Annotated in this window: 28 protein-coding genes; 19 read left to right on the top strand and 9 right to left on the bottom strand. The window is 57.3% G+C overall.

Translation table 11 applies throughout. From position 1 onward, the window contains the following. The first annotated feature begins 13 nt into the window (after positions 1-13). A complete protein-coding gene (locus AC1UK9_RS15905) occupies positions 14-184 on the top strand; it encodes a hypothetical protein (protein WP_157836062.1) in 171 nt (56 codons plus the stop codon). Between the two features lie 107 nt (positions 185-291). On the opposite strand, the gene AC1UK9_RS15900 is transcribed toward AC1UK9_RS15905, so the two are convergent. Both AC1UK9_RS15900 and AC1UK9_RS15895 read right to left on the bottom strand, forming a co-directional pair. Next, entirely contained in the window at positions 292-573 is a 282-nt protein-coding gene (locus tag AC1UK9_RS15900; protein ID WP_482577937.1) for a hypothetical protein, read from the bottom strand. Positions 574-953: 380 nt separating this feature from the next. Then, positions 954-1,865, bottom strand: coding sequence for a LysR family transcriptional regulator (locus tag AC1UK9_RS15895; protein WP_482577936.1), 912 nt, complete (start codon positions 1,863-1,865; stop codon positions 954-956). A gap of 178 nt (positions 1,866-2,043) precedes the next feature. Between AC1UK9_RS15895 and AC1UK9_RS15890 the strand changes: the two genes are divergently transcribed. Both AC1UK9_RS15890 and AC1UK9_RS15885 read left to right on the top strand, forming a co-directional pair. After that, positions 2,044-2,481 (top strand): DoxX family protein, encoded by a 438-nt coding sequence (locus tag AC1UK9_RS15890; protein WP_473012756.1) that lies wholly within the window; start codon positions 2,044-2,046, stop codon positions 2,479-2,481. 36 nt (positions 2,482-2,517) lie between these two features. Beyond that, positions 2,518-3,444, top strand: coding sequence for an NADP-dependent oxidoreductase (locus AC1UK9_RS15885; protein ID WP_482577935.1), 927 nt, complete (start codon positions 2,518-2,520; stop codon positions 3,442-3,444). 300 nt (positions 3,445-3,744) lie between these two features. Here the strand turns inward: AC1UK9_RS15885 and AC1UK9_RS15880 are convergent, their stop codons facing one another. Then, positions 3,745-4,059, bottom strand: a complete 315-nt coding sequence (locus AC1UK9_RS15880) for a hypothetical protein (protein WP_273539868.1) — start codon at positions 4,057-4,059, stop codon at positions 3,745-3,747. Positions 4,060-4,182: 123 nt separating this feature from the next. Between AC1UK9_RS15880 and AC1UK9_RS15875 the strand changes: the two genes are divergently transcribed. From AC1UK9_RS15875 to AC1UK9_RS15865, 3 genes are read left to right on the top strand one after another with little or no spacing between them, the layout of a single operon-like run. Further along, positions 4,183-4,929: an STN domain-containing protein gene (locus tag AC1UK9_RS15875; RefSeq protein ID WP_482577934.1), complete on the top strand. Its 747-nt coding sequence runs from the start codon at positions 4,183-4,185 to the stop codon at positions 4,927-4,929. After that, complete coding sequence (locus tag AC1UK9_RS15870; protein WP_011334580.1) at positions 4,926-5,477, top strand: RNA polymerase sigma factor; 552 nt, start codon at positions 4,926-4,928, stop codon at positions 5,475-5,477. The genes AC1UK9_RS15875 and AC1UK9_RS15870 overlap by 4 nt, the downstream gene beginning before the upstream one ends. Before the next feature lie 33 nt (positions 5,478-5,510). Next, positions 5,511-6,449 carry a FecR family protein gene (locus AC1UK9_RS15865; RefSeq protein WP_482580479.1) on the top strand — a complete coding sequence of 313 codons (939 nt, stop codon included), beginning with the start codon at positions 5,511-5,513 and terminating at the stop codon, positions 6,447-6,449. A 142-nt stretch (positions 6,450-6,591) separates the two neighbouring features. Here AC1UK9_RS15865 and AC1UK9_RS15860 read toward each other — a convergent pair whose 3' ends face one another. Continuing rightward, on the bottom strand, positions 6,592-7,200 hold the full coding sequence (locus tag AC1UK9_RS15860) for a prepilin-type N-terminal cleavage/methylation domain-containing protein (RefSeq protein ID WP_482577933.1): 609 nt from the start codon (positions 7,198-7,200) through the stop codon (positions 6,592-6,594). Further along, positions 7,197-7,649 carry a type II secretion system minor pseudopilin GspH gene (gene gspH, locus AC1UK9_RS15855; RefSeq protein WP_210710835.1) on the bottom strand — a complete coding sequence of 151 codons (453 nt, stop codon included), beginning with the start codon at positions 7,647-7,649 and terminating at the stop codon, positions 7,197-7,199. Before gspH ends, AC1UK9_RS15860 begins: the two co-directional genes overlap by 4 nt. Before the next feature lie 132 nt (positions 7,650-7,781). Between gspH and AC1UK9_RS15850 the strand changes: the two genes are divergently transcribed. From AC1UK9_RS15850 to AC1UK9_RS15835, 4 genes are all read left to right on the top strand, one after another. Then, on the top strand, positions 7,782-8,213 hold the full coding sequence (locus tag AC1UK9_RS15850; RefSeq protein ID WP_482577932.1) for a type II secretion system protein N: 432 nt from the start codon (positions 7,782-7,784) through the stop codon (positions 8,211-8,213). 473 nt (positions 8,214-8,686) lie between these two features. After that, positions 8,687-9,232, top strand: a complete 546-nt coding sequence (locus AC1UK9_RS15845) for a Pycsar system effector family protein (RefSeq protein WP_482577931.1) — start codon at positions 8,687-8,689, stop codon at positions 9,230-9,232. A gap of 13 nt (positions 9,233-9,245) precedes the next feature. After that, a complete protein-coding gene (locus tag AC1UK9_RS15840) occupies positions 9,246-10,562 on the top strand; it encodes a nucleotide-binding domain-containing protein (protein WP_482577930.1) in 1,317 nt (438 codons plus the stop codon). A 286-nt stretch (positions 10,563-10,848) separates the two neighbouring features. Beyond that, entirely contained in the window at positions 10,849-11,361 is a 513-nt protein-coding gene (locus tag AC1UK9_RS15835) for a hypothetical protein (protein ID WP_482577929.1), read from the top strand. A 167-nt stretch (positions 11,362-11,528) separates the two neighbouring features. Here AC1UK9_RS15835 and AC1UK9_RS15830 read toward each other — a convergent pair whose 3' ends face one another. Further along, positions 11,529-12,884, bottom strand: coding sequence for a hypothetical protein (locus AC1UK9_RS15830; RefSeq protein ID WP_482577928.1), 1,356 nt, complete (start codon positions 12,882-12,884; stop codon positions 11,529-11,531). Between the two features lie 195 nt (positions 12,885-13,079). Then, positions 13,080-14,675: a DUF6119 family protein gene (locus tag AC1UK9_RS15825; protein ID WP_482577927.1), complete on the bottom strand. Its 1,596-nt coding sequence runs from the start codon at positions 14,673-14,675 to the stop codon at positions 13,080-13,082. Between the two features lie 571 nt (positions 14,676-15,246). Between AC1UK9_RS15825 and AC1UK9_RS15820 the strand changes: the two genes are divergently transcribed. Together AC1UK9_RS15820 and AC1UK9_RS15815 are read left to right on the top strand one after the other, a co-directional pair. Then, entirely contained in the window at positions 15,247-15,633 is a 387-nt protein-coding gene (locus tag AC1UK9_RS15820; protein ID WP_482577926.1) for a DUF6124 family protein, read from the top strand. 212 nt (positions 15,634-15,845) lie between these two features. Beyond that, positions 15,846-16,133, top strand: a complete 288-nt coding sequence (locus tag AC1UK9_RS15815) for a hypothetical protein (RefSeq protein WP_482577925.1) — start codon at positions 15,846-15,848, stop codon at positions 16,131-16,133. Positions 16,134-16,219: 86 nt separating this feature from the next. On the opposite strand, the gene AC1UK9_RS15810 is transcribed toward AC1UK9_RS15815, so the two are convergent. Both AC1UK9_RS15810 and gspI read right to left on the bottom strand, forming a co-directional pair. Then, positions 16,220-16,582 carry a DUF6124 family protein gene (locus AC1UK9_RS15810; protein ID WP_085701843.1) on the bottom strand — a complete coding sequence of 121 codons (363 nt, stop codon included), beginning with the start codon at positions 16,580-16,582 and terminating at the stop codon, positions 16,220-16,222. A gap of 579 nt (positions 16,583-17,161) precedes the next feature. Continuing rightward, positions 17,162-17,542 (bottom strand): type II secretion system minor pseudopilin GspI, encoded by a 381-nt coding sequence (gene gspI, locus AC1UK9_RS15805; protein WP_482577924.1) that lies wholly within the window; start codon positions 17,540-17,542, stop codon positions 17,162-17,164. A gap of 146 nt (positions 17,543-17,688) precedes the next feature. Between gspI and gspG the strand changes: the two genes are divergently transcribed. Genes gspG through gspF form a run of 7 tightly spaced genes read left to right on the top strand, consistent with a single transcriptional unit; the run spans position 17,689 to position 25,763 of the window. After that, on the top strand, positions 17,689-18,147 hold the full coding sequence (gene gspG / locus AC1UK9_RS15800; RefSeq protein ID WP_025109838.1) for a type II secretion system major pseudopilin GspG: 459 nt from the start codon (positions 17,689-17,691) through the stop codon (positions 18,145-18,147). Positions 18,148-18,155: 8 nt separating this feature from the next. Further along, positions 18,156-19,109 (top strand): type II secretion system minor pseudopilin GspK, encoded by a 954-nt coding sequence (gspK, locus tag AC1UK9_RS15795; protein WP_482577923.1) that lies wholly within the window; start codon positions 18,156-18,158, stop codon positions 19,107-19,109. Then, the gene (gspL, locus tag AC1UK9_RS15790; RefSeq protein ID WP_482577922.1) at positions 19,106-20,257 is read left to right on the top strand and encodes a type II secretion system protein GspL; all 1,152 of its coding nucleotides are present in this window, start codon (positions 19,106-19,108) and stop codon (positions 20,255-20,257) included. Before gspK ends, gspL begins: the two co-directional genes overlap by 4 nt. After that, positions 20,250-20,795: a type II secretion system protein GspM gene (gene gspM / locus AC1UK9_RS15785; protein WP_482577921.1), complete on the top strand. Its 546-nt coding sequence runs from the start codon at positions 20,250-20,252 to the stop codon at positions 20,793-20,795. The genes gspL and gspM overlap by 8 nt, the downstream gene beginning before the upstream one ends. After that, the gene (gene gspD, locus AC1UK9_RS15780) at positions 20,792-23,149 is read left to right on the top strand and encodes a type II secretion system secretin GspD (protein ID WP_482577920.1); all 2,358 of its coding nucleotides are present in this window, start codon (positions 20,792-20,794) and stop codon (positions 23,147-23,149) included. Before gspM ends, gspD begins: the two co-directional genes overlap by 4 nt. Continuing rightward, positions 23,146-24,552, top strand: a complete 1,407-nt coding sequence (gene gspE / locus AC1UK9_RS15775) for a type II secretion system ATPase GspE (protein ID WP_482577919.1) — start codon at positions 23,146-23,148, stop codon at positions 24,550-24,552. The genes gspD and gspE overlap by 4 nt, the downstream gene beginning before the upstream one ends. Next, the gene (gene gspF / locus AC1UK9_RS15770) at positions 24,552-25,763 is read left to right on the top strand and encodes a type II secretion system inner membrane protein GspF (protein WP_482577918.1); all 1,212 of its coding nucleotides are present in this window, start codon (positions 24,552-24,554) and stop codon (positions 25,761-25,763) included. Before gspE ends, gspF begins: the two co-directional genes overlap by 1 nt. Positions 25,764-26,053: the final 290 nt, after the last annotated feature.

Raw genomic sequence — 26,053 nt, 5'->3', positions numbered from 1 at the left:
TGGAGATTCAGGGATGGACGAGAAGGCAGTGAAGTCGACGCTGGTCAACTTTCTCGTGGCTGACGTTGAGATGGATTACCAAGGTGTCGGCGATTTTTACGATGCTGCCGGGGCATCGTTGCCTGCCCCGGCGCTTTCGCGAGCAGGCTCGCTCCCACAGTGGATCGTGTGTACGTCACGATAACCTGCTCGCGAAGGGAACCTGTCAGTCGCCGTCATTCTTTTGCGAAACGAGCACCACTTGCGGAACATCGAATGGCTTGCTCAGTGAACCGATCCGACGTGCTGTGATCAACGTTTGCATTGCGCCTGCACCACTTGGCAGGTGTTCGGCGTACCTCCGGATCGGCTCGCATAACGCATGCAATTATTCATCGATTTCTTGCGCGCCATGCTCAATGTGTCGCCCCAGGCCAAACCGCCTTCGCCGGAGGTGGGAACCGCTTTGGCGTAGCAGTTGGAGCCGTTGGTGGCGTAGCGCTTGCTTGAGCAGCCCGCTGTCAGCGCCAGGGTGGCGGCGAGCAGGGTGAGCAGGAGCCAGGACGAGTATTGGCGTGCGGTGATTACGGTCATCTGGGGTCCTCGTTAAGTCAGGCGCTTCAATTGCCTCGCTGACAGGCGTTGGCATTATCCGGCAATCGACACAAGGAAGGGGCCACTCGCAGCAAATGAAGCAATATGCGCTGTCAGTCACCCTCCTCATTGCCTGACCTGACGTACTCTCCCACATGGATCTCTGCTTGCCACCAACCCTGAGCCCACCACAGAAACCTGTAGGAGTGAGCCTGCTCGCGAAGAGGCCGTGTCAGTCGCCATCACTTTGACCGACAGATTGCCTTCGCGAGCAAGCCCGCTCCCACATTGGATCTCCGGAAGCCGCCCACCCTGAGTTCACCACAGAAACCTGTAGGAGCGGGTAGCCGCGAATGGGGTGGGTACTGTAGAAAACGTGCTTACCCATCCCCCCGTACACTCTGCTGCACAAATCGCTCGATCAACCACCGCGCCGCCGGCCCAGGTGGCAGGTCGGTGCGGTAGATAACGTCGAACGGATAAATTCCGCTCTGATACTCCGGCAGGTTCAAACGCACCAACCGACCGGACTGCAGGTCTTCCTCGACCATCGGCAACGGCATGTTCCCCCAGCCAATCCCCTCGCGCAGCAACATGTGTTTGGCCCCCAAATCCGCCAGGCGCCAGGTGCGATTACTGAGGACGGCGAAGTCGCGGTCCTTGGTCAGCAACGAACGGTCCGATAGCACCAGTTGTGTAAACTCACGCCCGGCGCCGGGGGCATTCGCCTCGCTCGCCGCCAGCGGATGATGCGGCGCTGCCACTGGAATCAACTCGACATTGCCGGCACCGATTCTCTCTATCGCCTCAATACCCTCATTCATCGGCCCACTCACGCCAATGATCGCGCCTCGATTGACCACCCGCTCAGTCACCGCCCCCAGCGCCTCCATGTGCAAGTGCAGGGCGACCGTGGGGAACGCCTCGCGAAAGGACTTCAACGCATCCACCACCCGCTGCGGCGGCAGCATCACGTCCAACACCACATGCACCTCAGCCTCCAGACCCTGCAACAAGCCTTTGACCTTGGCGCGCAAGCCGTGCACGCCGTTGGCGATGGTCCGGGCCTCGGCCAGCACCGTTCGGCCGGCCTCGGTCAGTTGCGGTTTGCGCGTGGTCTGACGATCGAACAGCGTCACCCCCAACTGCAGCTCCAGGTTGGCAATGGAATAGCTGATCACCGACGTCGCGCGGTGCAGTTTCCTCGCCGCAGCGGCAAAACTGCCCAGTTCAACCACGGTCAGAAAGACCCGCAGTTGATCCAGCGTCGGCGTGCCCGGGTCAGAAATCATGGCTGTTTCCTCGTCATATCCAGCGTACCGGTATCGTCGCTGAGGCTCATCAGCTTGTCTATTTAATAGAACATCATGATCGAAATTAGTCGGCTATTCAGATTAGCTGGCCGAGCGCACCATTTCCTCACCTGGACGATTCATCTCGGATCGCCCCAAATTCAAAGGAAATACCGCCATGACCACTACCGCAAACATCGCTCAAGCCACCACAGAACAAAACCGCTCCGACGTCACCCAGGCCTCGGCCTCCTTGATCGGCCGCCTCTTGCTCAGCACCATCTTCATCCTCTCCGGTTTCTCCAAACTGGCGGCCCCGGCGATGATGATCGGCTACATCAGCTCTGTCGGCCTGCCATTGCCACAACTGGCGCTGGCTTTGGCAATCGTCGTTGAAATCGGTGGCGGCCTGGCGCTGATCGCCGGCTACCGCACCCGCACCGTTGCTGCTGTGCTGGCCGTGTTCAGCGTGGTTACCGCGCTGGCGTTCCACAGTGCGCTGGGCGATCAGAACCAGTTCATCCACTTCTTCAAGAACATCGCCATGGCCGGTGGCTTGTTGCAAGTAGTCGCGTTCGGCGCCGGTCGTTTCAGCCTTGACGCTCGTCGTCACTGATCACGCGCTATCCACTCCAACCGATCGAGGTCTCCCATGAAAGCCATCCGCGTGTACGAATACGGCAACCCCGAAGTGCTGCAACTGGAAGAGGTCGCCGACCCTGTGGCCGGCGCCGGTGAAGTGTTGATCGAAGTCGCCGGGGCAGGGGTCAACCCGATCGACTGGAAGGTGTTGTCCGGCGCGATGAAAGCGTTCATCCCGCTGCAGTTGCCATTCACCCCGGGCGTTGAAGTGTCCGGCAAGGTGATCGCTACCGGCCCCGGCGTGACCGAGTTCAAGATCGGCGATGAAGTGTTCGGCTTCATCAACATCGTCGGTGGCTACGCCAGCAAAGCCGTGGCCCCGGTGGCCAAACTGGCGCTGAAACCGCAATCGCTCAGCGCCTTGAAGGCGGGCGCCGTACCCGCCACCGCGCTCACTGCATGGCAGGCGTTGACCGAGCACGCCGGCGTTCAGCGTCGGCAGAAAGTGCTGATCCACGCTGCTGCCGGTGGCGTGGGCAGCATGGCGGTGCAGATCGCCAAATACCTGGGTGCCGAAGTCATCGCCACGGCCTCGGCCAGCAACCACGCTTACTTGAAGCAACTTGGTGCTGATGACGTCATCGACTACACCACTCAGGCATTCGAGGAGCGGGTGTCCGACGTCGACGTAGTGCTCGACCTGGTCGGCGGCGACACCCAGAACCGCTCGTTCCGCGTGTTGAAACGCGGGGGGCTGCTGGTCTCGCCGGTTAGTGCGCCGAGCATGACCCTGGCCAACGATTACGGCGTGACCCCGATCAACTTTGCCACTCGCTCCGATGGTGCGCAGTTGGCGCTGATCGCCGAACTGTTCGACCGCGGCCATCTCACGGTTGATGTCGAAGTGTTCCCGCTGAGCGAGGCGCAACGTGCGGTCGAGAAAAGCCAGAGTCGACGTGGCCGTGGCCGGTTGGTCCTTGATCCCACAAGGATCTGAGCCAGTCGCCAACCTGCGCTCATCACAAAACCCTGTGGGAGCGAGCCTGCTCGCGAAGGGGCCTTATCAGCCGACTCGCGTTGACTGGCCCACCGTTTTCGCGAGCAAGCCCGCTCCCACATTGGATCTCCGGCAGCCGCCAACCCTGAATTCACCAAAGTATCCTAGCCAACCGCCAATCCTGAGTTCAGCACATAAGCCTGTGGGAGCGAGCCTGCTCGCGAAGGGGCCAACGCAGTCGGTATCATCATCGCCTGACACACCGCTTTCGCGAGCAGGCTCGCTCCCACAGTAGGTCAGTCAGTTCGGTGGCCGCTGCGGTTTCACCGATGTGCCGAAGGTATTGCCCATCCGCGTCGCCGTGGCCGCCGGCGTCGCCAGTCCCACCTGATTCGGCGGTCGCTTGTTGACCGGCACATTCATCGCTTCCTGATTCTTCTGCGCAGCCGCCGCGCCATCGGGGTTGTTGCCCATCTGCTGGCTCAGGCAATCGTAATTCGGCGCCTTGTAACCGCCGACGGTCACCTCGACGCAACCCACTGCCTGCTCGGCATGCACGCCGCCCGACAGCGTCAACAACAGCCCGCTCAGCGCCAATGTCCACAGTGATTTCATGTGTGCCTCCTGGCCGGCCCGAAGGAGCCGCTCTAGCTCAAGAGTCTAGTGCAACGACGGCGCCGATCCCGTGATGGTTTTTTTGCAGTGGCCGTCACACCAGATTCATAAACAGCCCTCAGGATGACGGTTTTCAGGGATACATCAGCCGTGCAGCGAGGCCGTGCCAGGGAGGATGTTGTGCGCTCAGCGCTCGTGCGCCAGCTCTGTCTGGGGCTGCTGCTTGGCTTGTTTCTGAACCGCGCCAGCGCCGACCCAATGCCGGCGTCAATGCGCATGACCTTGCACATCCCGGCCCAGGAACTGGCCCGCGCCCTCGATCAGTTCAGCCGCGCCACCGGCATGGCGGTGCTGGTCGACAGTCAGTTGAGTCGCGGTCGACGCTCGTTGGCGGTGGATGGCGAATTCACCGCCGCCGAAGCGTTGCGCCGGATGCTCGGCGGCAGCGGGTTGATGGCCAAGTACAGCCGCGACGACGCGTTCACCTTGCAAGTGGCGCAGGTCGAGGACGTGCCAATGCCGGCGGAGCAACCGACCCCCGCCAGCGCAGCCGTCAACCGCAGTTACGCCACGGCGGTGCAGGCCGCGATTGAACGCAACCTGTGCCGCTCGCCGCTGACCCGGCCCGGCAGTTTTCGTGCGGTGTTGCAGTTGTGGATCGGCCGCGACGGCGTGGTGCAGCACAACCGGTTGGTCACCACCACCGGCGATGTTCGGCGCGATGCAGCGCTGGTAGACAGTTTTCACACGCTGAAAATCGACCGGCCGATACCCGGCGCATTGCGCCAGCCAGTCACGTTGCTGTTGTTACCCGAATCGTCAGGAAAGCGCATGGAATGCACACAATGGGAAGGAGTTTCCGGGGGATGAAAGACGCCGGACAAAGTTCGATGGTCCAGCTGTTCCTGACGTCCTACGAGGACTTTCGGGTGCGCCTGCGACGCCGTCTCGGCTCGGAGGACCTGGCCAACGACGTGCTGCACGAAACCTACCTGCGGGTCGACCGCATGGAAGCGCCGCCGAACCTGCTGCGGCCCAACGCCTACCTCTATCGCATGGCCCTGAACATCGCCGCCGACCGCCGCCAGGCCGATGCGCGATTGCTCACCGGCAGCGAAGTCGAAGAACTGCTGCAAGTCAGCGACGAAGCGCTGGACCCGATGCGCGTGGTCGGCGGGCAAAAGGAAATCCAGTCCCTGCTCAGCGCCCTCTACGAGCTGCCGGCCCGGCGTCGTCGAATCTTCATCGCCGCACGGCTGGAGGAAGCGCCGCACCTGGAAATCTCCCAGCGTTTCGGCATCTCCACGCGCATGGTCGAGAAGGAAATCAAGGCCGCCCTCGGACACTGCGCGGCCAAACTGGAAAGAAAAGTGTTTCAGCGGTTCGGTCGCGGGGCCGGAAAACCGTCTAGTGAATGAAGCTCCCGATCAACCCGTCGAGTACCTGTGCGTTTGAACATCTTCCGTCTGACACCTGCCGAGCCCACGCCTGCCGAGCGTCTGCAAAGCGAAGCCCGCGACTGGCTGATCCTGCTGACCTCCGGCCGCGCCAAGGTCGCCGACGCCCGAGCGCTGCGCCAGTGGTGCGCGCAAAGCCCCGAACACGCCCGCGCCTTTGAAGAGTGCAAGGCCTTGTGGCATCTGCTGCAACCGGCGGCGGAAGCGACGCAGGCGACACGAGGGTTTGGACGCCGGGCCTTTCTTGGCGGCGCGATTGCTGCTTCGGCCGCGTTTCTACTGGTACACGGCACGATCCCGGGCGGGTTCTCCGGGCTCGGTGCGGATTACATCACCGAAGTCGGCCAGCAACGCCGCGTCGAACCGGCCGATGGTTTGAGCCTGGAACTGAACACCCAGACCCGCATCAACCAGCGTTCGGTGGATGAGGGCGTGCAGGGCTTTGAACTGGTCAGCGGCGAAGTCGAAGTGCAGACCGCACGGTTGCCGATGGCGATGCAGGCCGGAGGCGGTTGGTTGCGGGCGAGCAGGGCGCGGTTCAACCTGCGTAACCTTGATCAGCAGGTTTGCGTGACGTGCCTTGATGGCGCGGTGGACGTGGAAGTCGAAGGCCGCAGCCTGCGCCTGGAACCGGGTCAGCAATTGACCTATGACGCGCAACAGGTTGGCACGGTGCAAAGCGTCGATACGGCGGCGGTAACCAACTGGCGGCAGCAAGTGTTGGTGTTCAACGGCACGACCCTCAGCCAGATGATCGACGAGATCAACCGCTACCGCCCAGGCATGTTGCTGCTGCTCAATCGCGAACTCGGCCAGCGCAGAGTTCAGGCGCGTTTCAGCCTCGACCAACTGGCCGGCGTAGGCGCACTGATCCGCGATGCCTACGGCGTCAAATGCACCGAACTACCGGGCGGCGTCGTAGTCCTCAGCTAACTAACACAACACTCACAAACACCCCAAAACCCTGTGGGAGCGGGCTTGCTCGCGAAAGCGTCGTGTCAGTCAATATATTCGCAGATGATCCACCGCTTTCGCGAGCAAGCCCGCTCCCACAAAGGTATCGAGGTGACAGGGCTTACTGCAACGGTCCCATGATCTGCCGGTACTTCTCAGGCCCTTGTGGTGTTTGCCGAGTCAACCGCACCTCCAACCCCAACGGATCCTCCCGCCGATTCCCGCTCAACTGCCGCCACCCCTTATCCACTTCCCAAACCCGCACCTGCAAATCACTCACCTCACCCAAAACCGCCACCCCCGCAGTCGGCGCCGGCAACGGATACCGACTACGCGCCGGCGCCACCGCGCGATACAACGTGTCCCCCTTCAGCCACCACCGAACCCGCTGCAAAGCCCCCGGCTGATCCGCCGCGCTACGAATGATGTCCAGCCGAAACCCCTTGCTGTCACTGCTGCGCACCGTAACGGCAGGCGGCGCCGTCGCCGGTTCATCCTCAGTGCCGACCTTCTTCGGCTCCGTCAGCTCGATCCCCGCGCGCATCTCCACATCCCGCTGCATCTGATTCAACGCCCGCAACAGGCTGTCGCTCTGCTCACCACTGGCCTGCAAATGGCTGTCGGCGCGGGTGACACTGTCCAGCCCCTTCCAGGCAATCAGACTGACCACCGCCATCAACAGAATCGCAACCATCACCTCGATCAGCGTAAAACCTTGTTGTCTGTTCATTGCACGCTAATCCGCCCCGAAGCATCGCGCAGCACACTCAACCGATTGAGCCCGTCAGACAGCGTCAACTGCAGCGGCGGATTGATCCACTCCGCGTTCAGCACCACCTTCTGCTTCGGCTCCACCCGCACCTCAAGCTTCGGACTCTGCCAGGGACGCGGCCGCAACTGCGGGTCCCGATCGAAATGATCAAACCCCTTGCCACTGTCGCTACGCCGACTGAACCGAAACCCTTTCCCATCACTCAACCAGGCAATCGGCCTGCCATCGGCGCGGGCCTCGGCCTGAGCAATCTGCAGCAACTGCGCCACGCGCTCGGCGTCCTTGCGCAGCAACTGCAACGGATCGGGCTTGATACTCAGACTGATCGCCGCGCTGGCGATGCCGATGATCACCAGCACCACCATCAGCTCGATCAACGTAAAACCTTGCTGCCTGCCCCGGTTCATCGAATGCGCACTCCCTTGCGTCCAGCCCCGTCCAAAAAACCATCCTGCACGGCCAACATGTAAGGCGTGTGAAATAAAACCGTGAGAATTGCCGCGTAGTCTGGTCACCGGGACTAAAAGGAGATTCAGCCCATGAGATTCACCGCACGCTTTTCACCCCCCCAAATCACCCAGGCCGCCGCACTGCTGGCCGCCCTGGTCGGCATCGCCACCTGGTCATCCCTGCTCCTGACCACCGCCGAATCCCACACCCCGGCGGCTACACCGCAACTGCTGGCTGCGCGTAGCGACAACCCGGCGTTGCAGTGGTTTTCCAACCGCACGGCGCCGGTGGAGATCAAGGTCAGCGGCGTGATGGCGGGGAGTCGCGGGGCGGTGGCGATTTTGAGATTGAACGATGGGCCGCCGAGGAGTTTTTTGCAGGGGGAGCGGGTGAGTCCTGGGGTGAAGTTGGTGGCGGTGGAGGGGGATGGGGTGGTGATTGAGCAGGGTGGGGAGAGGGTGCGGTTGGAGGTGGAAAGGTTGGGGGAGGGGGTGGAGATGCCTAGGTTGGTTAGGCCGTGATTGGTGGGATTGGTGTCACTCATTCAGTGGTTTTAGCTGAAGTAGTGCCTTCCGGAGTATTCGTAAGATGAGAGCGGTAGAGCTAAGAATTTTTTGTGGTTGGTTTCAGCTACATAGGGGAACTCGATCCTGACAGCACTTGACCCTAAAAACTACGGCCCGCCTTTAAAGTCGCATCAATATCTTATAACCCTACCACTTTATCTTCTAGATCAAATTATGCTGAAGCATGAACATTAGCTAGCTATTGAACGAATAGACGCGTTTTTCCCCCAGCGGTGGCCGATAGATATGCTTGCTCTGACTGCCGCGGTAGGCTTGGCGGAATAGATCGACTCCGCAGCACGACTTCTCTATCATCGTAGTGATTGGATCCATGGGGAATGGTAAGTTTGTCCCCTAAGATCTTCAATGGTGCGATTAGGACATGTTAACCAAGCTCAAAATCATAAAGTTACTCGGGGAGGATTGGAATGTCGAGCATCCAAGAAAGTGAAAAAAAAATAAAAAATCAATTTGAAGTTATTAAGCGGATCGATACCTATATAGGTACGACAAACACGAAATGCACTATTATTATGTCGTATTGTGCTGCCGCTACCGCATTTATATTTACGCTTTTAGCTAAGCTTGAATTGGCTAAGGCAAGCTTGCAGCTGATAGTTGGAATAGGTGTTTTTTCTTGTTTGGCGCTAGTGCTCGCCCTTATATGCATGGTATTAGCTACGCTAACTATATTTCCAGTCACATTCAGCAATCCGAAGTCTCCCAAAGGGCAGTCACTTTTGTTTTACGGTGATATTGCATCTTGTGGCAGTGGGGGCGACTATTCAAAAAGAATTGCACAAGTTTCTTGTGAGGGCTTTCTAGAAGACTTAAATGGTCAGGTTTATACGCTTGCATCTATCGCGTCGAAGAAGTTCGATCGTATAAAAATAGTGTCGATTATTTTGATGGTTCATTTTGGGTGCATGGCTGCTGTTTTGATAGGTGCCATCATTTATTTTCTATCTTTCTAATTTTGGTGTATTTATGTCTTCGCTAAAGGATGTGTATAAATCGTTTGATCGTGTTTTTGATCGCTCCATTCAAAAAAGTATGGGGGGGATGGACTACGCTATGGAGTCAGTTGGTGCAAGTGTACAGCGGCGTGTGATGGACAGCAGTGAGATGCTTGCCAGTTCGAATGTGGCTGAGGCGGAATTCGGGATCCAAGAAGCTATTCGTGGGCTTTTTGGTAAAAAACAAATAAACGCTCACAGCATTGGGGGGCATCCAGATTTTCAACATCTTGATGCTGCTGGAATGACTGAATACGGCTTTAATGTATCCCTTTTTTTGGATATAAAGGGGTCGACAAAATTGGGTTTGGTGTATAGCCCTGAAGAAGTTTTTTTCATTAAAAACACAATTATACGTTGTGCTATCGAGACTATTCGCGCTTTCGATGGTCACGTCCATCGTATTATGGGGGACGCGGTTCTAGCTTTCTTTCGATCTGATGGTATATCTGCTCGCGATGCCGCCATTGATGCATTAAATTGTGGTTGCTACCTAGTCGAATTCATGCGGCAACTCGTAGCCCCCAAACTTCGAGATAATAATGTTGCCGAAGATGTTGGGGTTCGAGTTGGAATAGATTATGGGCAACATCATGACGTTCTTTGGGGGATGTACGGCTTTCAAGGCTCTTCCGAGGTCACCGCAACATCGTTCTTCGTTGATGTCGCAGCAAAGCTTCAGCAGAGTGCTCCCCGCAATCGAGTCATGATAGGCGAGTCTATTCGATCACTCTTAGACATCCATGAAGGGGTGACTGAACTAAAAAGAACCAATGGTGGAGAAGACGTTGAGCGGTATGTAATGCCAAACTACACCGGTGCCGATGGGAAGCCTGTCAATTATAAGAAGTATGTTTTAAAGCAAGAAAAATATTTTAGGTTGCTGCCAAAGCCAGAGTGGAAAGATGCTCCGGTAAAAATTACAGCATTGCTCAAGCCTAGAAGTGATGTGGTTTATCAAGATCCAGAAGTTTATCATGCATGTTCTCGTGTGTTGTCTAAGGGTGTCGGGGTGGACTTTAAGGTAAGGTTTTCTCTCCCTTATACTACTAATAAGGTTCAAGTCTGCTTTAGGGTAAAGAATCATGGGCAAGAAGCTGGTGATGACGTTGGATATGAGGAGCACGTCGATGCAAAATATAATCGTGAGCGTGGCGAGTATTGGGCAAGTTATTGGAGAGAAACAGCTTATACCGGTCTCCACTACATGATTGTATCTGTATTGATTGATGGCAGGATTGAGTATAAGGAGCAAGAGTTTGGCGTTTATATTGGGGCGCAGTCTTAATTGTCTGCGTTTCTCTAAAGATGGAAAATGGGGGCGAGCAAAAAAGACTGATTCATTTCGGCAAATAGATCGACCCCCTTTTTTTGTATTGGTTTACCTGTTTAAGCCTAAGGGGTGGAGTGTGCAAAAAACAAAACAATGGTATCAGTTTCAGGAGTTAATTGCCGAACACTTTCGTAGCTTAGGCGCAATGGGAATGAAGGGGACTGATTTATTTCTATAAAATAAATCAGTCCACTTTTTTATTTTGTTTTTGGTTTTTGCGAGAATAGCTATGGATTTAAGCGTGCTTAATATTGTCGATACGGCAGTAAAGATTGGTCTTGGAGCTGTCATTTCCGGAGTTTCAGCTTACTGGATAGCCCGGCTTCAACATAATAACGAAATTGCAAAAATAAAAATAAAACGATATCGAGAATTGATTGAGGAGGTTTCTACCCAGGTGGAGGAGTTTTCCTCCGCGACACTTACATATTGGGCTTACATGATTGAGCACGTTCGCTGCGTAAGCCGTAAAAAAGACTCCCCCGAAGATTTGCCTGTTAGAATTAAAAAGTCTGAATCAGAACTGTTTGAGAAGTTTAGCAAGCTTGCAAGTGCGGAAGGTAAGTTGATATTGTTTGGATCGATTAAGGCGCAAGAGCTTTTGCGCGAGTATGGTGATTATGTCAGAGAGTTTAGGCGAGTTGCCTGGCATGGGAACTCAAGTCTAAAAGAAGAGGATATGGAGAAGTATAGGGTCGAGATTATGTCAAGGCGCAAGACGCTCTACGAAGAGATACGTTCAATGTATGCGTAGCATTTGAATTACCAAGCTGGGATGTTTTTGAGCGCTGGCAACTTAGTATTGTTTAACGTAGAAATAGAAAAGGGGACTGATTTATTTATTAGAAAATAAATCAGTCCCCTTTTGGTTCTGCATCTTTTGGTCAAGAGGAACCTATAAATGATTCTGCTCGTAGTCGATTAATTGGAAGAAATAGAACGGCGAGTGGAACTCTCATACGCCAGTAAGATTGCACGTCCCGATTCGTAAAACTGTCTTAGAACTGTGGCCAACGCTTCGCTTTTTACGCCCCTTGTACCAATCCATCCAGCATTAACACTTTCTGAGAATTGGGAGTTTGTCAGGTAGCGAGGGGAGTTTGAAAAAGTAATATTTGAACCTCCCTGCGAGCCCTTTGGCCCGTTGGGACCAATGAGAAAATTCATGTATTCGCGGGTTACATACATTCCTTTTATTAGTTCTCCAGATGCAGGTTTTAATCCTGTCGAGGGCACTAGTTTCAAAAAAAAGCCATCTTCATTTAGGCGAAATTCTTCGTGAGACTGAATCTGTCCACTAGATTTGAATAAGGTGTTTACGCTATCCATGCGTGCCAGCTCAATAGAAAGTTGATTGTCCGGTCTGTATGAAACGGTTCCGGCTTCATCGCGCATTAACTTGTATTGAATTAAAACAAACAGTCCGTAAGCCTCACTGTAATAAATAAGATCAACTCCTAGTGTGTGCTCAAGAGCATTCCGGTTCGCGTAATGAATCTCGAGTTTTCTGCCTCCCTGTTCAAATATCGAAACGCCAGATTCATGTAGCGGAGTCATTCCTTGCCAGTTGAATAAATCATGTTGTATTGCTGCTTCTTCAAGGAGGTAACGTTGCGAGATACCTTTCATGAACGAAGATCTGCCGGGTTGAAGATTTGCCAATGTGGCCGTCTCGTGCTCGTCATTTACTTCATAGACAGTATCATCTTGCGGTGCCCATTCACTCAATACACGGTTGCGGAGTTGATTGTTTCCAGAAAAAATATCCAAAGCAATTCCCAGTGCTTCACGTTCTTGAAGAAGAATGTCTGCTGAATCACCGTATAAGTGGTAGCCAGAAAATCGCTGTAAAGATAAAAGTCGATCTATTTCTCCAGCTAAACTAGGGCGCACCTCTTTAATTGCATTAATGAGAGCATGCCACGTGGCTAGCGGAATGATTCCGCCGGTCCCCTGTGATGCTTTAATAAAGTAACGTTTTAGCTGGTTGTTAATTCGGGCTTCAAGTTCTTGGATAGGAATTGAATGGAGATTAACTACCCCGGAAAAATCTATCCGATTCTTTGATGTAACTACTCTTTTGCCCTTTTTTGCCAAGCAAATATAATCAATTGTGAGTTCGCTGAAGCTCAGGAGTGCAATGTTAAGTTGTCCAAGAGGCCAGTCAGTTACACTAAGTGCGTCCGAAAATTCGCCGTAACCACCCTCGATGCTTTCCTGGATTAAATAGCTGCGCCGCTCTTCGTCGAAATGCAGTAGCAATCCTGTTGTTTTCATATTTGATAACTCACCTTTAATTGAGCGCGCTCGCTATATTTAACCGTAAATTAGGATTCAAAAGGGGAGGGTCTATTTTCTGAGAAATAAATCCATGCCGATTATCGCAAAGTGAAGTGACGGAGCAAAAAACGCATAGCCTTTCAGATTTGGAGTTTTGCACATGCTGCGGGTTTATCAAGAGCATAGGTAAGCTCACTTATTATGCTTAGAAATATAGATCCTCGGTGTGAGGCCAAAGCTTCTTACCATTTTTTGCCACGACTCGACGGCGAGCAGAAATTGAATCGAATTGAACTCAGTAATTCTCTGGATCTCGTTTTCAAACACAAACCAGATTGCTGCTGCGTCGAACTCCTGATCAAAATCAATTCCACCTCGCTTGATTAGCTCAACGGCATCGCGTGACTGCTCAATATTGTAAATTAGCTCGGGGCTCGTTTCCGATATCTTGACAGATATTATTTCCCTATCCTTAAAGAGGTCGGCTGCCTCTATACGGTACTTCTTCTTACCTCTCTCCATCGACTGCAGCTGTGTGAGTTGTCGATCTAGAAGGGTGTATCCTTGCTCTGCACATTGTTTTTTATTGAAGTAAGATTCGCGATAAGTAAGCTTGTCATCGACAGGCTCCTCGGCATCAATCTTACGTTGCTTTTCATCGCGCCATTGTATGTAGTCTGTCTCATCGAGTGGTTCCATTAAAATGGTCTCGATTGTATCTAGTGAGTGCTTTAAGTAATCCATGAACGTCTGGTTGAATTTATACCAATCACCATTCCTTAAAAAATAGTGATAGCCGTCGTAAGCAATCGGTAGGTCGAGTATTTCTTTTAGATCCTGTGTGAATACCCCATGGTCACCGCTCTTAAATTGGACGCTCACAGAATTAATGTCGTCGATGTCCTCATGTTCAATAAGGAAGTCGCTGATTTTGTCAACTGTCAGAGAGTTGCCAATATGTTTGCGGTGCACTCCTGCTTCACTGGACTTCTTGGCAGAGAGACGATAGTCGTAATCATGGAAGCTAAAGCAAATCGCGACTCCATACACTTGAAACTCGTCAATTTGAACATCACCCTGTCGATTTTTGAGGGATGTGAACAGTAGTTCATCAAGTTCATCACGTAACTCATCGGCAACAGCTTCCAGCTTTGGAAGGTGGATGATTTCTTCACCTCTCAGACCGGCTTCTATGCGATCAAATATTTCTGAAAGATCAAGTGGATTTCGATCCATATCCATCTGGATTGAGTCAGCAAAAATGATGTTGCGCTCACCCCACAACTCTCTGTCCGATGCCCTGAGTTTTAGATGGTCGACCGACTCGCCAGGCTCGTAGCCATTGGGTTGGAATCGTTGGTAGGAGGATACGTCCTGCCTTTTAGTACCCGTAAAGTAGCGGCTTTTTTTAAGCAAGATCGTGTTTTCATCCGCCATACGCACGGCTAGATCGATTCCGAAATCGTACTGAATTAACTTGGATAGATAAAAATGAGCTTTTCCTAGACTCACCGCGTAGATTTGTTCTGGTTTTTCAATGTGGTAACTCAGCAACATCCCAAAATGGAAGGTGTTGGTCGGTTTCACGACATCGTCATTGAAAAATTCCTTGTAAGTATCCCACCACCAAATGTCATTTCCTTTCACTTTCTCGGAAAAATAGAAAGTCATCGAATAGCCATTTGAGATGTGGGTTTTCTGCCGGTGAAGCCCGACGCCGGCTATTTTTTCTATTAGCTGAGCGAGCTTGGAGTGCTTGACCTTATAGATATTGTAGGTGTTATTCATGGCAAGTCCCTTTGGGCGCTGGGCGCGAGCACAGTCAAAATGCCATCCCGCAACAACTCGCGCAACTCGATCCGGAATAGTTTGGTCGGCTTTGTCGCTTGGTTACAAAATCGCATCGCTTCAGGATAGCCATGGATGGCATTTTTTTCCGCCAATGACTCGGCTTTACCTGAACTTCACTTGTAGATGTAGGGCTGTCACGCAATGAGGTCTTGATAAACACAAATGTTTAAAAAGACATCTCCAAACACTCTTCCAGGCTACACATCCTTGCGTCTTTGCCTACAGCTACGCCAGAATCCGCCGGCTTGTGCGCCTTGGGGTCGGGTTCTATTGTGGTCTGGTCGCTGACGAGTCAGCGATCGGGTTTGGTAGCCCGGCTTAGACTTGGCGCATAGCGTCACCCGATACAGGCCTTTTTGGGGCTGTGTATTTATGGTGGCCATGCGCAGGGCGTCTTCGGGCGCGCCGGTTCTCCAAGTCACCGGTCTACCAACCTTCGTATGGCCACCACCCCTTCGTTTGGTAGCGAAAGATGATGGCTCCTTTTCTATGATTTGGAGATTCACTCATGATCAAACCAACACCCAACCCACCCGAAACCGACTCGGTTTCCCCCTACGAATCTATCGATTCCAGAAAACTCCACGAAGCTGCCGACCGCGCGCTCGACCATTACCTCTGTCCGCCCGGCTCCACGCCACCCCCACGTAGAACCCGCGGGATGTATGCCGTGACGGCGGACAACAAAAACGAAGAACTGCTGATCGATGCCAGTGAAACACTCGCTTCAGCCCAAACCATTGCCCAGAATGTCGCCAGTCTGTTGCCGGCTTCGCAGCGTCGGACGTTGTTGGGGATTGCGCAGTTGATCATGCTCGGGGAGTTGGCGGTGAATCGGGCGCTGGATAATTTGCAATTGCCGGTGAGGCAGACCTCGGGATCACCTGCTGATTAAGCTGGTGTCAATTTTGGCGCCTTCGCGAGCAAGTCGAATCGTCGCACCGTCGCTCCCACGGGGATTTATGTTGATCACAGATATTGTGTAGAACGCTGAAATCTGTGGGAGCTGGGCTGGCAGCAAAAAATGGGGGCTGATTTACTTTCTGGCATTCAATCAGTCTCCTTTCATGCTAGAACCCTTCAGCTTCTACCACCGGCACCAATGGAATGAAAAAGCTTTTAATCGCAGCAATCCTCGCCGTAGTAACCGTGCTCTACGTCGGCTACTACGAAGCGCTTGAGGACGGGGATATCGAGACCATTGTCTTCATCAAAAAGCACCCGACGTTTCAGATGAAGTTCTACAACATCCACGCCAACGATAGAGAGATCAGAAAGGTAGAGCGCCTGACGGCAGAGGAGCGGGGGTGGATTATTGATTACTGCAGGTATCGCCTGGGAATCGACACTGACCTGAAGACTCAGGATGACGTCGAGATGTGCCGCAAAAAATAGAAATGCTCATTTGGCCGAGGTTGTCAGCTACACCTGACAACCTCGGCCATTTTCTTTCCAGCTATTGAGCTACAGCAATTCGCCGTTTACGTCTTCACCTCAACATGATCCAACGCCTGATTCACCGCCAACCCCGCAACCATAACCACCTGCGCAATCCCCAGTGCAGTCTTGCGGTGGGCGGGTTCCAGGATCGCGGCGAAGTTGCTGAGCATTTCGCTGGCGGAGTCGAGGGATTCGCTGGCGTTGGCCAGGAGGGATTCGCTGTTGTAGGCGGGGTTGGCCAGGAACATGGGGTCGTGTTTGGTGTGGCTGCCCATGATGCGTTGCTGTGGAGTGAGGTAATGGTCGAGGGCGCGTTCGGCGGCTTCGTTAAGGGTTCGGGAGTCGGGGAATTGGTAGGGGGAGACTGGATCGGTTTCTGGTGGGTTGGGTGTTGGTTTGATCATTGATGTAACTCCAGTACTGATTTAATTGGAGTCAACCACTCTCGCTACCAAACGAGGGGGTGGCGACCATACGCAGGTTGGTAGACCGGAGCACTGGAACCGGCGCTTCCGAAGAAGCCCTGAGCATGGCCACCATAAATCCAGTCGCATGAATGCAACTGCATGAGGTGACGCAATGCGTCAGCGCTGCGGGCTACCAAACCCGATCACTGTTTTTCAGTGACCATGGAACGATAAGACCCGCGTACTAGACGCACAAGCCGGCGGATTCTGGCGTAGTCGTAGGTAATGACGCAAGGTTGTGTAGCCTTGAGGAAGTAACGGTGGGTGTCTTTTAAACGGTGTTTTTGGGGTGGGTAAACGGGTGATTCAACAAGCGGCCCTCACCCCAGCCCTCTCCCGGAGGGAGAGGGGGCCGACCGAGGTGTCTTGCGCTCTACATCGACCTGAGAGATCGAGTTGATTATGGATTCAACGCAGTATGCGCAAGTTGGTTTAGATCTTCTGGTGGGTATCGGAAATGTCCCACGACTGATTCATATATCTCCGAGCCGACCGACGTTTCGGGACGGTTTAGGGCTAAGGATTCTCGGGGCGGCTAAGCAACGTCTCCAACCGCGCCAGCGCCGGCCCCTCCTGGCTGCGATCAAAGACCTGGAGGCCGACCTTGAGCAAGCGGCCGTTTTCCGCGGCAGAGATGATCTGCTCGCAGCGCAGCATCAGCCGCCCCTGATCGCAATCCTGCGCTTTCATGCCCATCGGCATCTTGCCTTCCAACCGCAATTCCGCCATCCGACTCTGCGCCGCAATCATCGCAATCGAGCGATCCCGCAAAACCCCGCTGCTCTGCGTCATCAACCCCGCCACACGAACAGCAGCGGACATGGCGACGGCGATGATGGCCAGCGCGACGAGCACTTCAATCAGGGTGAATCCGGCTTGCGGGGAGGGGGTGCGCATCGGGGTCTCGGGCGGTCGGGCTGCCCTTGACGCTAACGCCCGTGCTTGACGGCTTGACGACGAAAACACCCGAGGATTTTCAACATCCCTGACATATCTTCTTGCAACACTGCGCGTCGAATCGAATCAAGCCAGGGAATGACGAGATGGATATCGCGCAATTCAAACAGCCCAATCGACCGAGCCGGATGCCCCGTGGGCAGCAGGGTTTTACGCTGATCGAGATCATGGTGGTCGTGGTGATTCTCGGGATTCTGGCGGCGATGGTGGTGCCCAAGGTGCTCGACCGGCCGGATCAGGCGCGGGCCACGGCGGCGAAGCAGGACATTGGCGGGTTGATGCAGGCGTTGAAGCTGTATCGCCTCGATCACGGCACTTACCCGAGCCAGAGCCAAGGCCTGAAGGTGCTGGTGGAGCGGCCGGCCGATGCGAAGAACAGCAACTGGCGCTCGTACCTGGAGCGCCTGCCGAATGACCCGTGGGGTCGTCCTTATCAGTACCTCAATCCCGGTGCCAACGGCGAGATCGACATCTTTTCCCTCGGCGCCGACGGCCAGCCTGACGGCGACGGCGTGAATGCCGACATCGGTTCCTGGCAGTTGTAAGGCCGGTCATGAACAGCCAATCGAACCAGCAGGGGATGGCGATCATCAGTGCGCTGCTGATCGCGGCGGTGGTCGCGGTGATCGCCGCCGGCATGCTGACCCGCCAGAGCGTTTCGACCCGGGCGCTGGAGGCCGAACAACTGCGCGTGCAGGGCCGTTGGGTGTTGCACGGCGGGTTGGAGATCAGCCGGCAATTGTTGTGGGATGCGCGGCAGCGCGATCCGTTGACCCGACTCGATCAACCCTGGGCGCAGCGCTTGAACACCCAGGGTTTTGAGGGGCGGCTGGAGGACGAGCAGGGCAAGTTCAACCTGCGCAATCTGGTGGCCAACGAGCGGATCGATGACGCGCAGGTGCAGGCGTTCGAGCGGTTGTGCGAGTTGATTGGTGTCAGCAGCGGCTTGAGCCGGCGCATCAGTCAGCGGGTGATCGGCTCGTATCCGCACCTGTTGAATGCCCAAGTGGTGGACAAGCCTGTGGCGAAAAACACTTTCGACAGCGGGCGTGCCACGTCGCCGTCCGCTTCGCGCAAACCGCAATCGCCGACCTTGCCGATGCTGCGCACGCTTGACGATCTGCGCAGTGTCGACGGGGTCAACGATGCCGTGTTGGCGAAACTGGCGCCGTACCTGACGGTGATTCCGGCGACCACTTGGCTCAACGGCAACACGGCCACTGCGCCGGTGTTGGCGGCTTATGTGCCGGGGCTGTCGCTGGAGCGGGCGCAGGCGTTGATCAATGAACGCGACGCCGGGCGCTGGTTTATCAATCGCGGGGATTTCGTCAATCGTCTGCGACTGCCGCAACTGGAGATCACCAGCGTCAAGGTCGGCATCACCAGCGACTGGTTCCGGCTGCGCGGGCAGGCGCGGCGGGATCAGCGACGAGTGAGCCTCGATGCGTTGTTGCATCGCAGTGAAGACCGCTTGCCGCAAGTGATCTGGTCGCGGGTGGGCGTATGAGCCAGTTGCGCGTGAGTTTGTCGCCGCTGGCGGAGCTGAGTCTCGACAGTGAACTGGATTGTGTGTGGCTGGATCGTCAGGGGCAGGTCACGCGGCAGGAACGCGTGCGACTCGGCGCGCTGCCGAAGCAACCGCTGGTGTGTTTTCTGCACCCATCGGACAGCCTGTTGGCGAGCATCGATCTGCCGCCGCTGCCGGCGAACAAAACCGCTGCGGCGGTGCAGTGTGCGGCGCAGGCTTTGATGCTCGGTGACAGCGCCGACATGCACATCGCCCACAGCGCTCGCAATGAAAGCGGTCAGGTGCAGATTGCCTGGGTGTCACGCAAGGATTTGCAGCACCTCGGGCAATTCGGCTTGAACCTCAAAGGCCTGTACCCGGCGGCCTACAGCTTGCCGGTGATGGCGGGCGGCATCGGCTGTCTGCACGACGATCATCTGTTGCTGCGCCACAGCCCGAATACGGCGCAGGTGCAGCCGATGATCGATGAAGCGTGGCTGCTGGAAACCGGTCTGCCGGCGCACTGGGTCGGTGACGGCGCGCCCGAAGCGGTGCAATCGATATTGGCCGACGCGCAACGTTGCTCCGGCCCGTTGCCGAATTGGGGCCTGCACGGCGGCCTTCAACAACCGGGCACCGAACATCGCGGTTGGGGCAGGGCGCTCGGTTGTTGTGCGCTGGCACTGGCGGTGTGGGTGATCGGTTTGAACCTGTACGCCGCCCGCGAGGCCGGGCTGGGCCAGCAACTCAAGGCGCAGATGGCGCAGCGGGTGAAGCAGGCGTTTCCCGAGTTGCCGGTGATCCTCAATCCGCTGCAACAGGCGCGTCAGCAAATCGCCGCTCGCCAGCAGGGTGCGGTGGAGGCGCCGGGGCAGGATTTCACACGACTGGTGTCGCAGGCCGGCAGCGGCATGCCGTCAATGGCGGGTACGGTACAGCGTCTGGAATTCGTCGACGGCGCGTTGCAATTGAGTCTGCTGCCCGAGGCCCGGCGTTCGGGTAACGACAAGGATTGGCAAGGCACGCTGGCCCAGGCCGGCATCAGCATCAGCCCGAACGACGACGGCTGGGTCTTGCGCCCGGCAGGCGAGGCGACCGCTGCCTCCGACAACGACAACGACGACAGCAGCGGAGCCGAGGATGAATAGTCCATCGCTTGCGAAATTCCGCGCCGGTTGGCAGCGCTTCAACGCTCAGTTGCAGGCTCGTTGGCAGCCGTTGGCGCCGCGGGAAAAACGCATGGTCGGCGGCATGGCGGCGTTGTTGCTCGGGCTATTTGTGTGGGTGGCGTTGGTTCAGCCGCCGCTGAAGAAGATCGCCGCCTCGCAAGTCGAAACCCCGAAACTGCGCGCCCAGGCCGAAGCGCTGGAAGTGCTGTTGCGCGACGTCAGCGTGCGCCCCGACGGGCAGAACCTGGAGCAGTCGCTGCAGCAAACTTTGCAGGCCAGCGGACTGGGCGGCCATTACCAATTGGCGGCCGCGTCCGCCGGCTGGCAGTTGACCTTCGACGCGGCACCGGCCGACGCCGTGCTCGACTGGCTATTGAGCCAACCGCGGAATTTTTCACTGCAAGTGGTCGAGGCCCGTCTGCAACGTGCAGACGACGCCGCGACCGATGACACGGCCGGCACTCTGTCGGGCACCGTACGCATGGATCAGGCGCTGGGCGCTAAGGAAGCTTCATGAAGGGGTCAGGGTCCAAACGCATGGCGTTGCCGATGCTGTTGATGGCATTGAGCGCGTGCAGCAACACCACGCCACCGAATCAACCGCCGCTGCTGGTGGACAGCGAACTCGGCCGGCCGCTGGCCAACACTCAGCGCAGCGGCGACGCGGTGCTCGACCGCGAGCGCGCGCAGGCTCAGGTAAAACCTGCGCCGAAGCAATTGCACAACATCACCGAACGCGCCCGCAGTGGCGGCTCGGCCCGGGGCACGACGTTGCCGGCCAATCCGTTGGGCGATCAACCGGTGACGCTGAATTTTGTCGATGCGGATATTCAAGCGGTGGTGCGGGCGTTGTCGCGCTCCACCGGTCAGCAGTTTCTGGTCGATCCACGGGTCAAGGGCAATCTGACGCTGGTCTCCGAAGGCCAGGTGCCGGCGCATCAGGCCTACGACATGTTGCTGGCGGCGCTGCGCATGCAGGGTTTCAGCGTGGTGGATGTGGGCGGCGTGGCGCAGGTGGTGCCGGAGGCTGACGCCAAGTTGCTCGGCGGGCCGATCTACAGCGCTGACAAACCGGCCGGCAACGGCATGCTCACCCGCACGTTCCGCCTGCAATACGAGAACGCGGTGAACCTGATCCCGGTGCTGCGCCCGATTGTCTCGCCGAACAACCCGATCAACGCCTATCCGGGCAACAACACCATCGTCGTCACCGATTACGCGGAGAACCTCACGCGGGTCGCACAGTTGATTCAGGGCATCGACACCCCGAGCGCGATCGACACCGACGTGGTGCAGATCCAGAATGGCATCGCCGCCGACATCGCGCCGATGGTCGCTGACCTGCTCGACGCACCGGGCAACGACCCGACCCAGAAAATCGCGGTGATCGGCGACCCGCGCTCCAACACCATCATCATCCGCGCCGGCAGCCCCGAGCGCACGGAGCTGGCGCGCAACCTGATCTACAAACTCGACAACGCCCAGAGCAACCCGAGCAATCTGCACGTGGTGTATCTGCGCAACGCCCAGGCCGGCAAACTGGCCCAGGCGCTACGCGGCCTGTTGACCGGCGAGAGCGACAGTGGCACCAGCGACAGTGCGCGCTCGGTGCTCAGTGCGATGGGCAGCTCCACCAACTCGGGTGGCGGACAGAACGGCCAGAGCGGCACGCAAACCACGGGCAGCACTTCGACCACCAACAGTGGCAGCACTGGCGGCAGTTACGCTCAGGGCAGCAGCGCCACCAGCGGCAGCGGCAATGCACAAAGCAGCGAACAGAACGTCGCGTTCAGCGCCGGCGGTGTGACCATTCAGGCGGACGCGACCACCAACACCTTGCTGATTTCCGCGCCGGAGCCGCTGTACCGCAACCTGCGTGAAGTCATCGACCTGCTCGACCAGCGTCGCGCCCAAGTGGTGATCGAAAGCTTGATCGTCGAAGTCGGCGAGGACGATGCCAGCGAGTTCGGCGTGCAATGGCAGACCGGCAATCTGGCCGGTAATGGCGTGATCGGTGGCGCCAACCTTGGCGGCTCGGGGATCAACGTCAACGGCAAGACCAGTGTCGACGTGTTGCCCAAAGGTTTGAACCTCGGTTACGTCAACGGCACCGTCGACATCCCCGGCATCGGCAAGATCCTCGACCTGAAAGTGCTGGCCCGGGCGCTGAAGAGCAAGGGCGGCACCAACGTGCTGTCGACGCCGAACCTGCTGACGCTGGACAACGAAGCGGCGAGTATTTTCGTCGGCCAGACCATCCCGTTTGTCAGTGGCAGTTACGTGACTGGCGGCGGGGGCACCAGCAACAACCCGTTCCAGACCGTGACCCGCGAAGAGGTCGGTTTGAAGCTCAACGTGCGGCCGCAGATTTCCGAGGGCGGCACGGTGAAGCTCGACATCTATCAGGAAGTCAGCAGCATCGACGAACGCGCTTCGGCGGCTTCGACTTCGGCGGGGATCGTCACCAGCAAACGTGCGATCGACACCAGTATCCTTCTGGATGACGGGCAGATCATGGTGCTCGGCGGTCTGCTGCAGGACGGCTACAGCCAGAGCAACGACGCAGTGCCATGGTTGTCGACGATTCCCGGGATCGGCGCGCTGTTTCGCAACGAACGCCGTTCGATCACCAAGACCAACCTGATGGTGTTCCTGCGCCCGTACATCATCCGCGACAGCGCGGCGGGGCGCAGCATCACGCTCAACCGCTACGATTTCATGCGCCGTGCCCAGGGCGGTCTGCAACCGGAGCGCAGCTGGGCGATGCCGGACATGCAGGCGCCGCAATTGCCGACCGCTGCGCAGGGCGTGCCGGCGTCGCTGCCGGGCACCGGCCCGCGCGCGACCATCAAAGCGGTGCCGCTGCAATGAGCGCATTGCCCTACGCCTGGGCCAAGGCGCAGCGGATTCTGCTGCGCGACGGCGTGCTGACGGTGTGCCCGTCGACGCCGGGCTGGTCGATCAGCGAGGTGCGCCGGCAGTTCGGCGCGGCCAGGCTTGAGCGGGTGCGCGATGACGAACTCGACGGCTTGCTGGCCACGGCCTACGCCGATACCGGCAGCGCAGCGGCGGTTGTGGGCGCGGCGGAAAACGAAGTCGACCTCGACCGCCTGATGCAGGACATGCCGGAAATCACCGACCTGCTCGACACCCAAGACGGCGCGCCGGTGATCCGCATGATCAACGCCTTGCTCACCCAAGCGGCACGGGACGAGGCCAGCGACATTCATATCGAACCGTTCGAAACCCATTCGGTGGTGCGCTACCGCGTCGATGGCACCCTGCGCGATGTGGTCTCGCCGCGCAAGGCGTTGCACGGTGCGCTGGTGTCGCGGATCAAGATCATGGCTCAGCTCGATATCGCCGAAAAACGCCTGCCGCAGGACGGCCGCATTGCGTTGCGTGTAGCGGGGCGGCCGATCGACATTCGGGTTTCCACCGTGCCCACCGGCCATGGCGAGCGGGTGGTGATGCGTCTGCTGGACAAACAAGCCGGGCGTCTGCATCTGGAAACCCTGGGCATGGACGCGCAGGTGCTGGCCAAACTCGATCACCTGATCCGCCAGCCCCACGGCATCGTGCTGGTCACCGGCCCGACCGGTAGCGGCAAGACCACCAGCCTCTACGCCGCACTGGCGCGACTGGATGCGAGCACCAGCAACATCCTCACCGTGGAAGACCCGGTGGAATATGACTTGCCGGGCATCAGCCAGATTCAGGTCAACGCCAAGATCGACATGACCTTCGCCCTCGCGCTACGCGCCATTTTGCGGCAAGACCCGGACATCATCATGATCGGCGAAATCCGTGACCTCGAAACCGCGCAGATCGCGGTGCAGGCTTCGCTGACCGGTCACCTTGTACTCGCGACGTTGCACACCAACGACGCGGTGTCGGCGGTCAACCGCTTGGTCGACATGGGCGTCGAGCCGTTTCTGCTGGCCTCGTCGATGCTCGGGGTGTTGGCCCAGCGCTTGGTGCGTCGCCTGTGCAACCAGTGCAAGCAGGAAGACCCGGCCACGCCCGGCACCTGGCGCCCGGTCGGTTGTGCGGCGTGCAATCACACCGGTTACAGCGGCCGAACCGGCATTCATGAACTGTTCTGCATCGATGACGACATCCGCACCCTGATTCACCAAGGGGCAGGGGAGCAGGCGTTGCGCGCGGCGGCGAGCAAGGTCGGGATGTTCAGCCTGCGCGAGGACGGTGAGCGCTGGATCCGCAGCGGTGCCACGGCGCCGGAAGAAATCCTTCGTGTGACACGGGACGCCTGATGAATCGCTATCGTTTTGAAGCCGCCGATGCCAGCGGCAAGATCGAATCCGGGCATCTGGAGGCGGAGAGTCAGGGCGCGGCATTTGGCGCGCTGCGCGGTCGTGGCTTGACGGCATTGTCGGTGGAGAAGGAAAGCAATGTCTCCCAGCATGGCGGCGGTGGCTTGTTCAGCGCCAGGATGTCGGATAACGATCTGGCTTGGGCGACACGGCAACTGTCGAGCCTGCTCGGCGCCAGTTTGCCGCTGGAAGCGGCGCTGAGTGCCACGGTCGAACAGGCCGAGAAAAAACACATCGCGCACACCCTCAGCGCCGTACGCGCCGATGTGCGCAGCGGCATGCGCCTGGCCGAAGCGCTGGCGGCGCGGCCACGGGATTTTCCGGAGATTTATAGGGCGCTGATTGCGGCGGGCGAGGAGTCCGGTGATCTGGCGCAGGTCATGGAGCGGCTGGCGGATTACATCGAGGAACGCAACAACCTGCGCGGCAAGATTCTCACCGCGTTCATCTATCCGGGAGTGGTCGGGCTGGTGTCGATCGGCATTGTGATCTTCCTGCTCAGCTATGTGGTGCCGCAGGTTGTGAGTGCGTTTTCTCAGGCACGGCAGGATCTGCCGGGGCTGACGTTGGCGATGCTCAATGCCAGTGATTTCATCCGTGCCTGGGGCTGGTTATGCGCGGGTATCATGGCCGGTGCGTTCTGGAGCTGGCGCCTGTATCTACGCAACCCGGCGGCGCGCTTGAGTTGGCATCATCGGGTGCTGAAGTTGCCGCTGATCGGGCGGTTTGTGCTGGGGCTGAACACCGCGCGGTTCGCCTCGACGCTGGCGATTCTCGGTGGCGCCGGGGTGCCGTTGTTGCGCGCGCTGGAAGCAGCGCGGCAGACCTTGTCGAATGATCGCCTGAGCCTGAGCGTCAATGAGGCCACCGCCAAGGTGCGCGAGGGCGTCAACCTGGCGGCAGCGCTGAAGGTGGAGAACGTGTTCCCACCGGTGCTGATTCACCTGATCGCCAGCGGCGAGAAAACCGGTGCATTGCCGCCGATGCTCGAACGCGCTGCGCAAACCCTGTCCCGCGACATCGAGCGCCGGGCGATGGGCATGACCGCGTTGCTGGAGCCGCTGATGATTGTGGTGATGGGCGGGGTGGTGTTGGTGATTGTGATGGCGGTGTTGTTGCCGATCATCGAGATCAATCAGTTGGTGCAGTAGGGGCGTGTCTGTTGGTTTGATGTTGTCTGCTTTGGCCCCTTCGTCGGATCGCCGCCCGGAGCAAGCCCGCTCCCACAGGAGTATGCATTTCAAATGTGGGAGCGGGCTTGCTCGCGAAAGCGCCAGTCAGAGCAATAAATAATTCAGGTTTTTCTCAGCGGCATCAGCATCACCCGACCCTCATTCCCCCCATCCTCGGGTTCTCCTTTCTGTCATCTGCAACGGCCCTTCAAGGCCTGTGGCCGATTCCCTCGAAAAGCTTGTCTTAGACCCTCCGGGTAACCCCCCGA

It is taken from the genome of Pseudomonas sp. AK-TSAG1-1 (assembly GCF_056821665.1).
The sequence above is the reverse complement of the archived record's forward strand: the minus strand, read 5'-3'. Positions and strand labels throughout refer to the sequence as shown.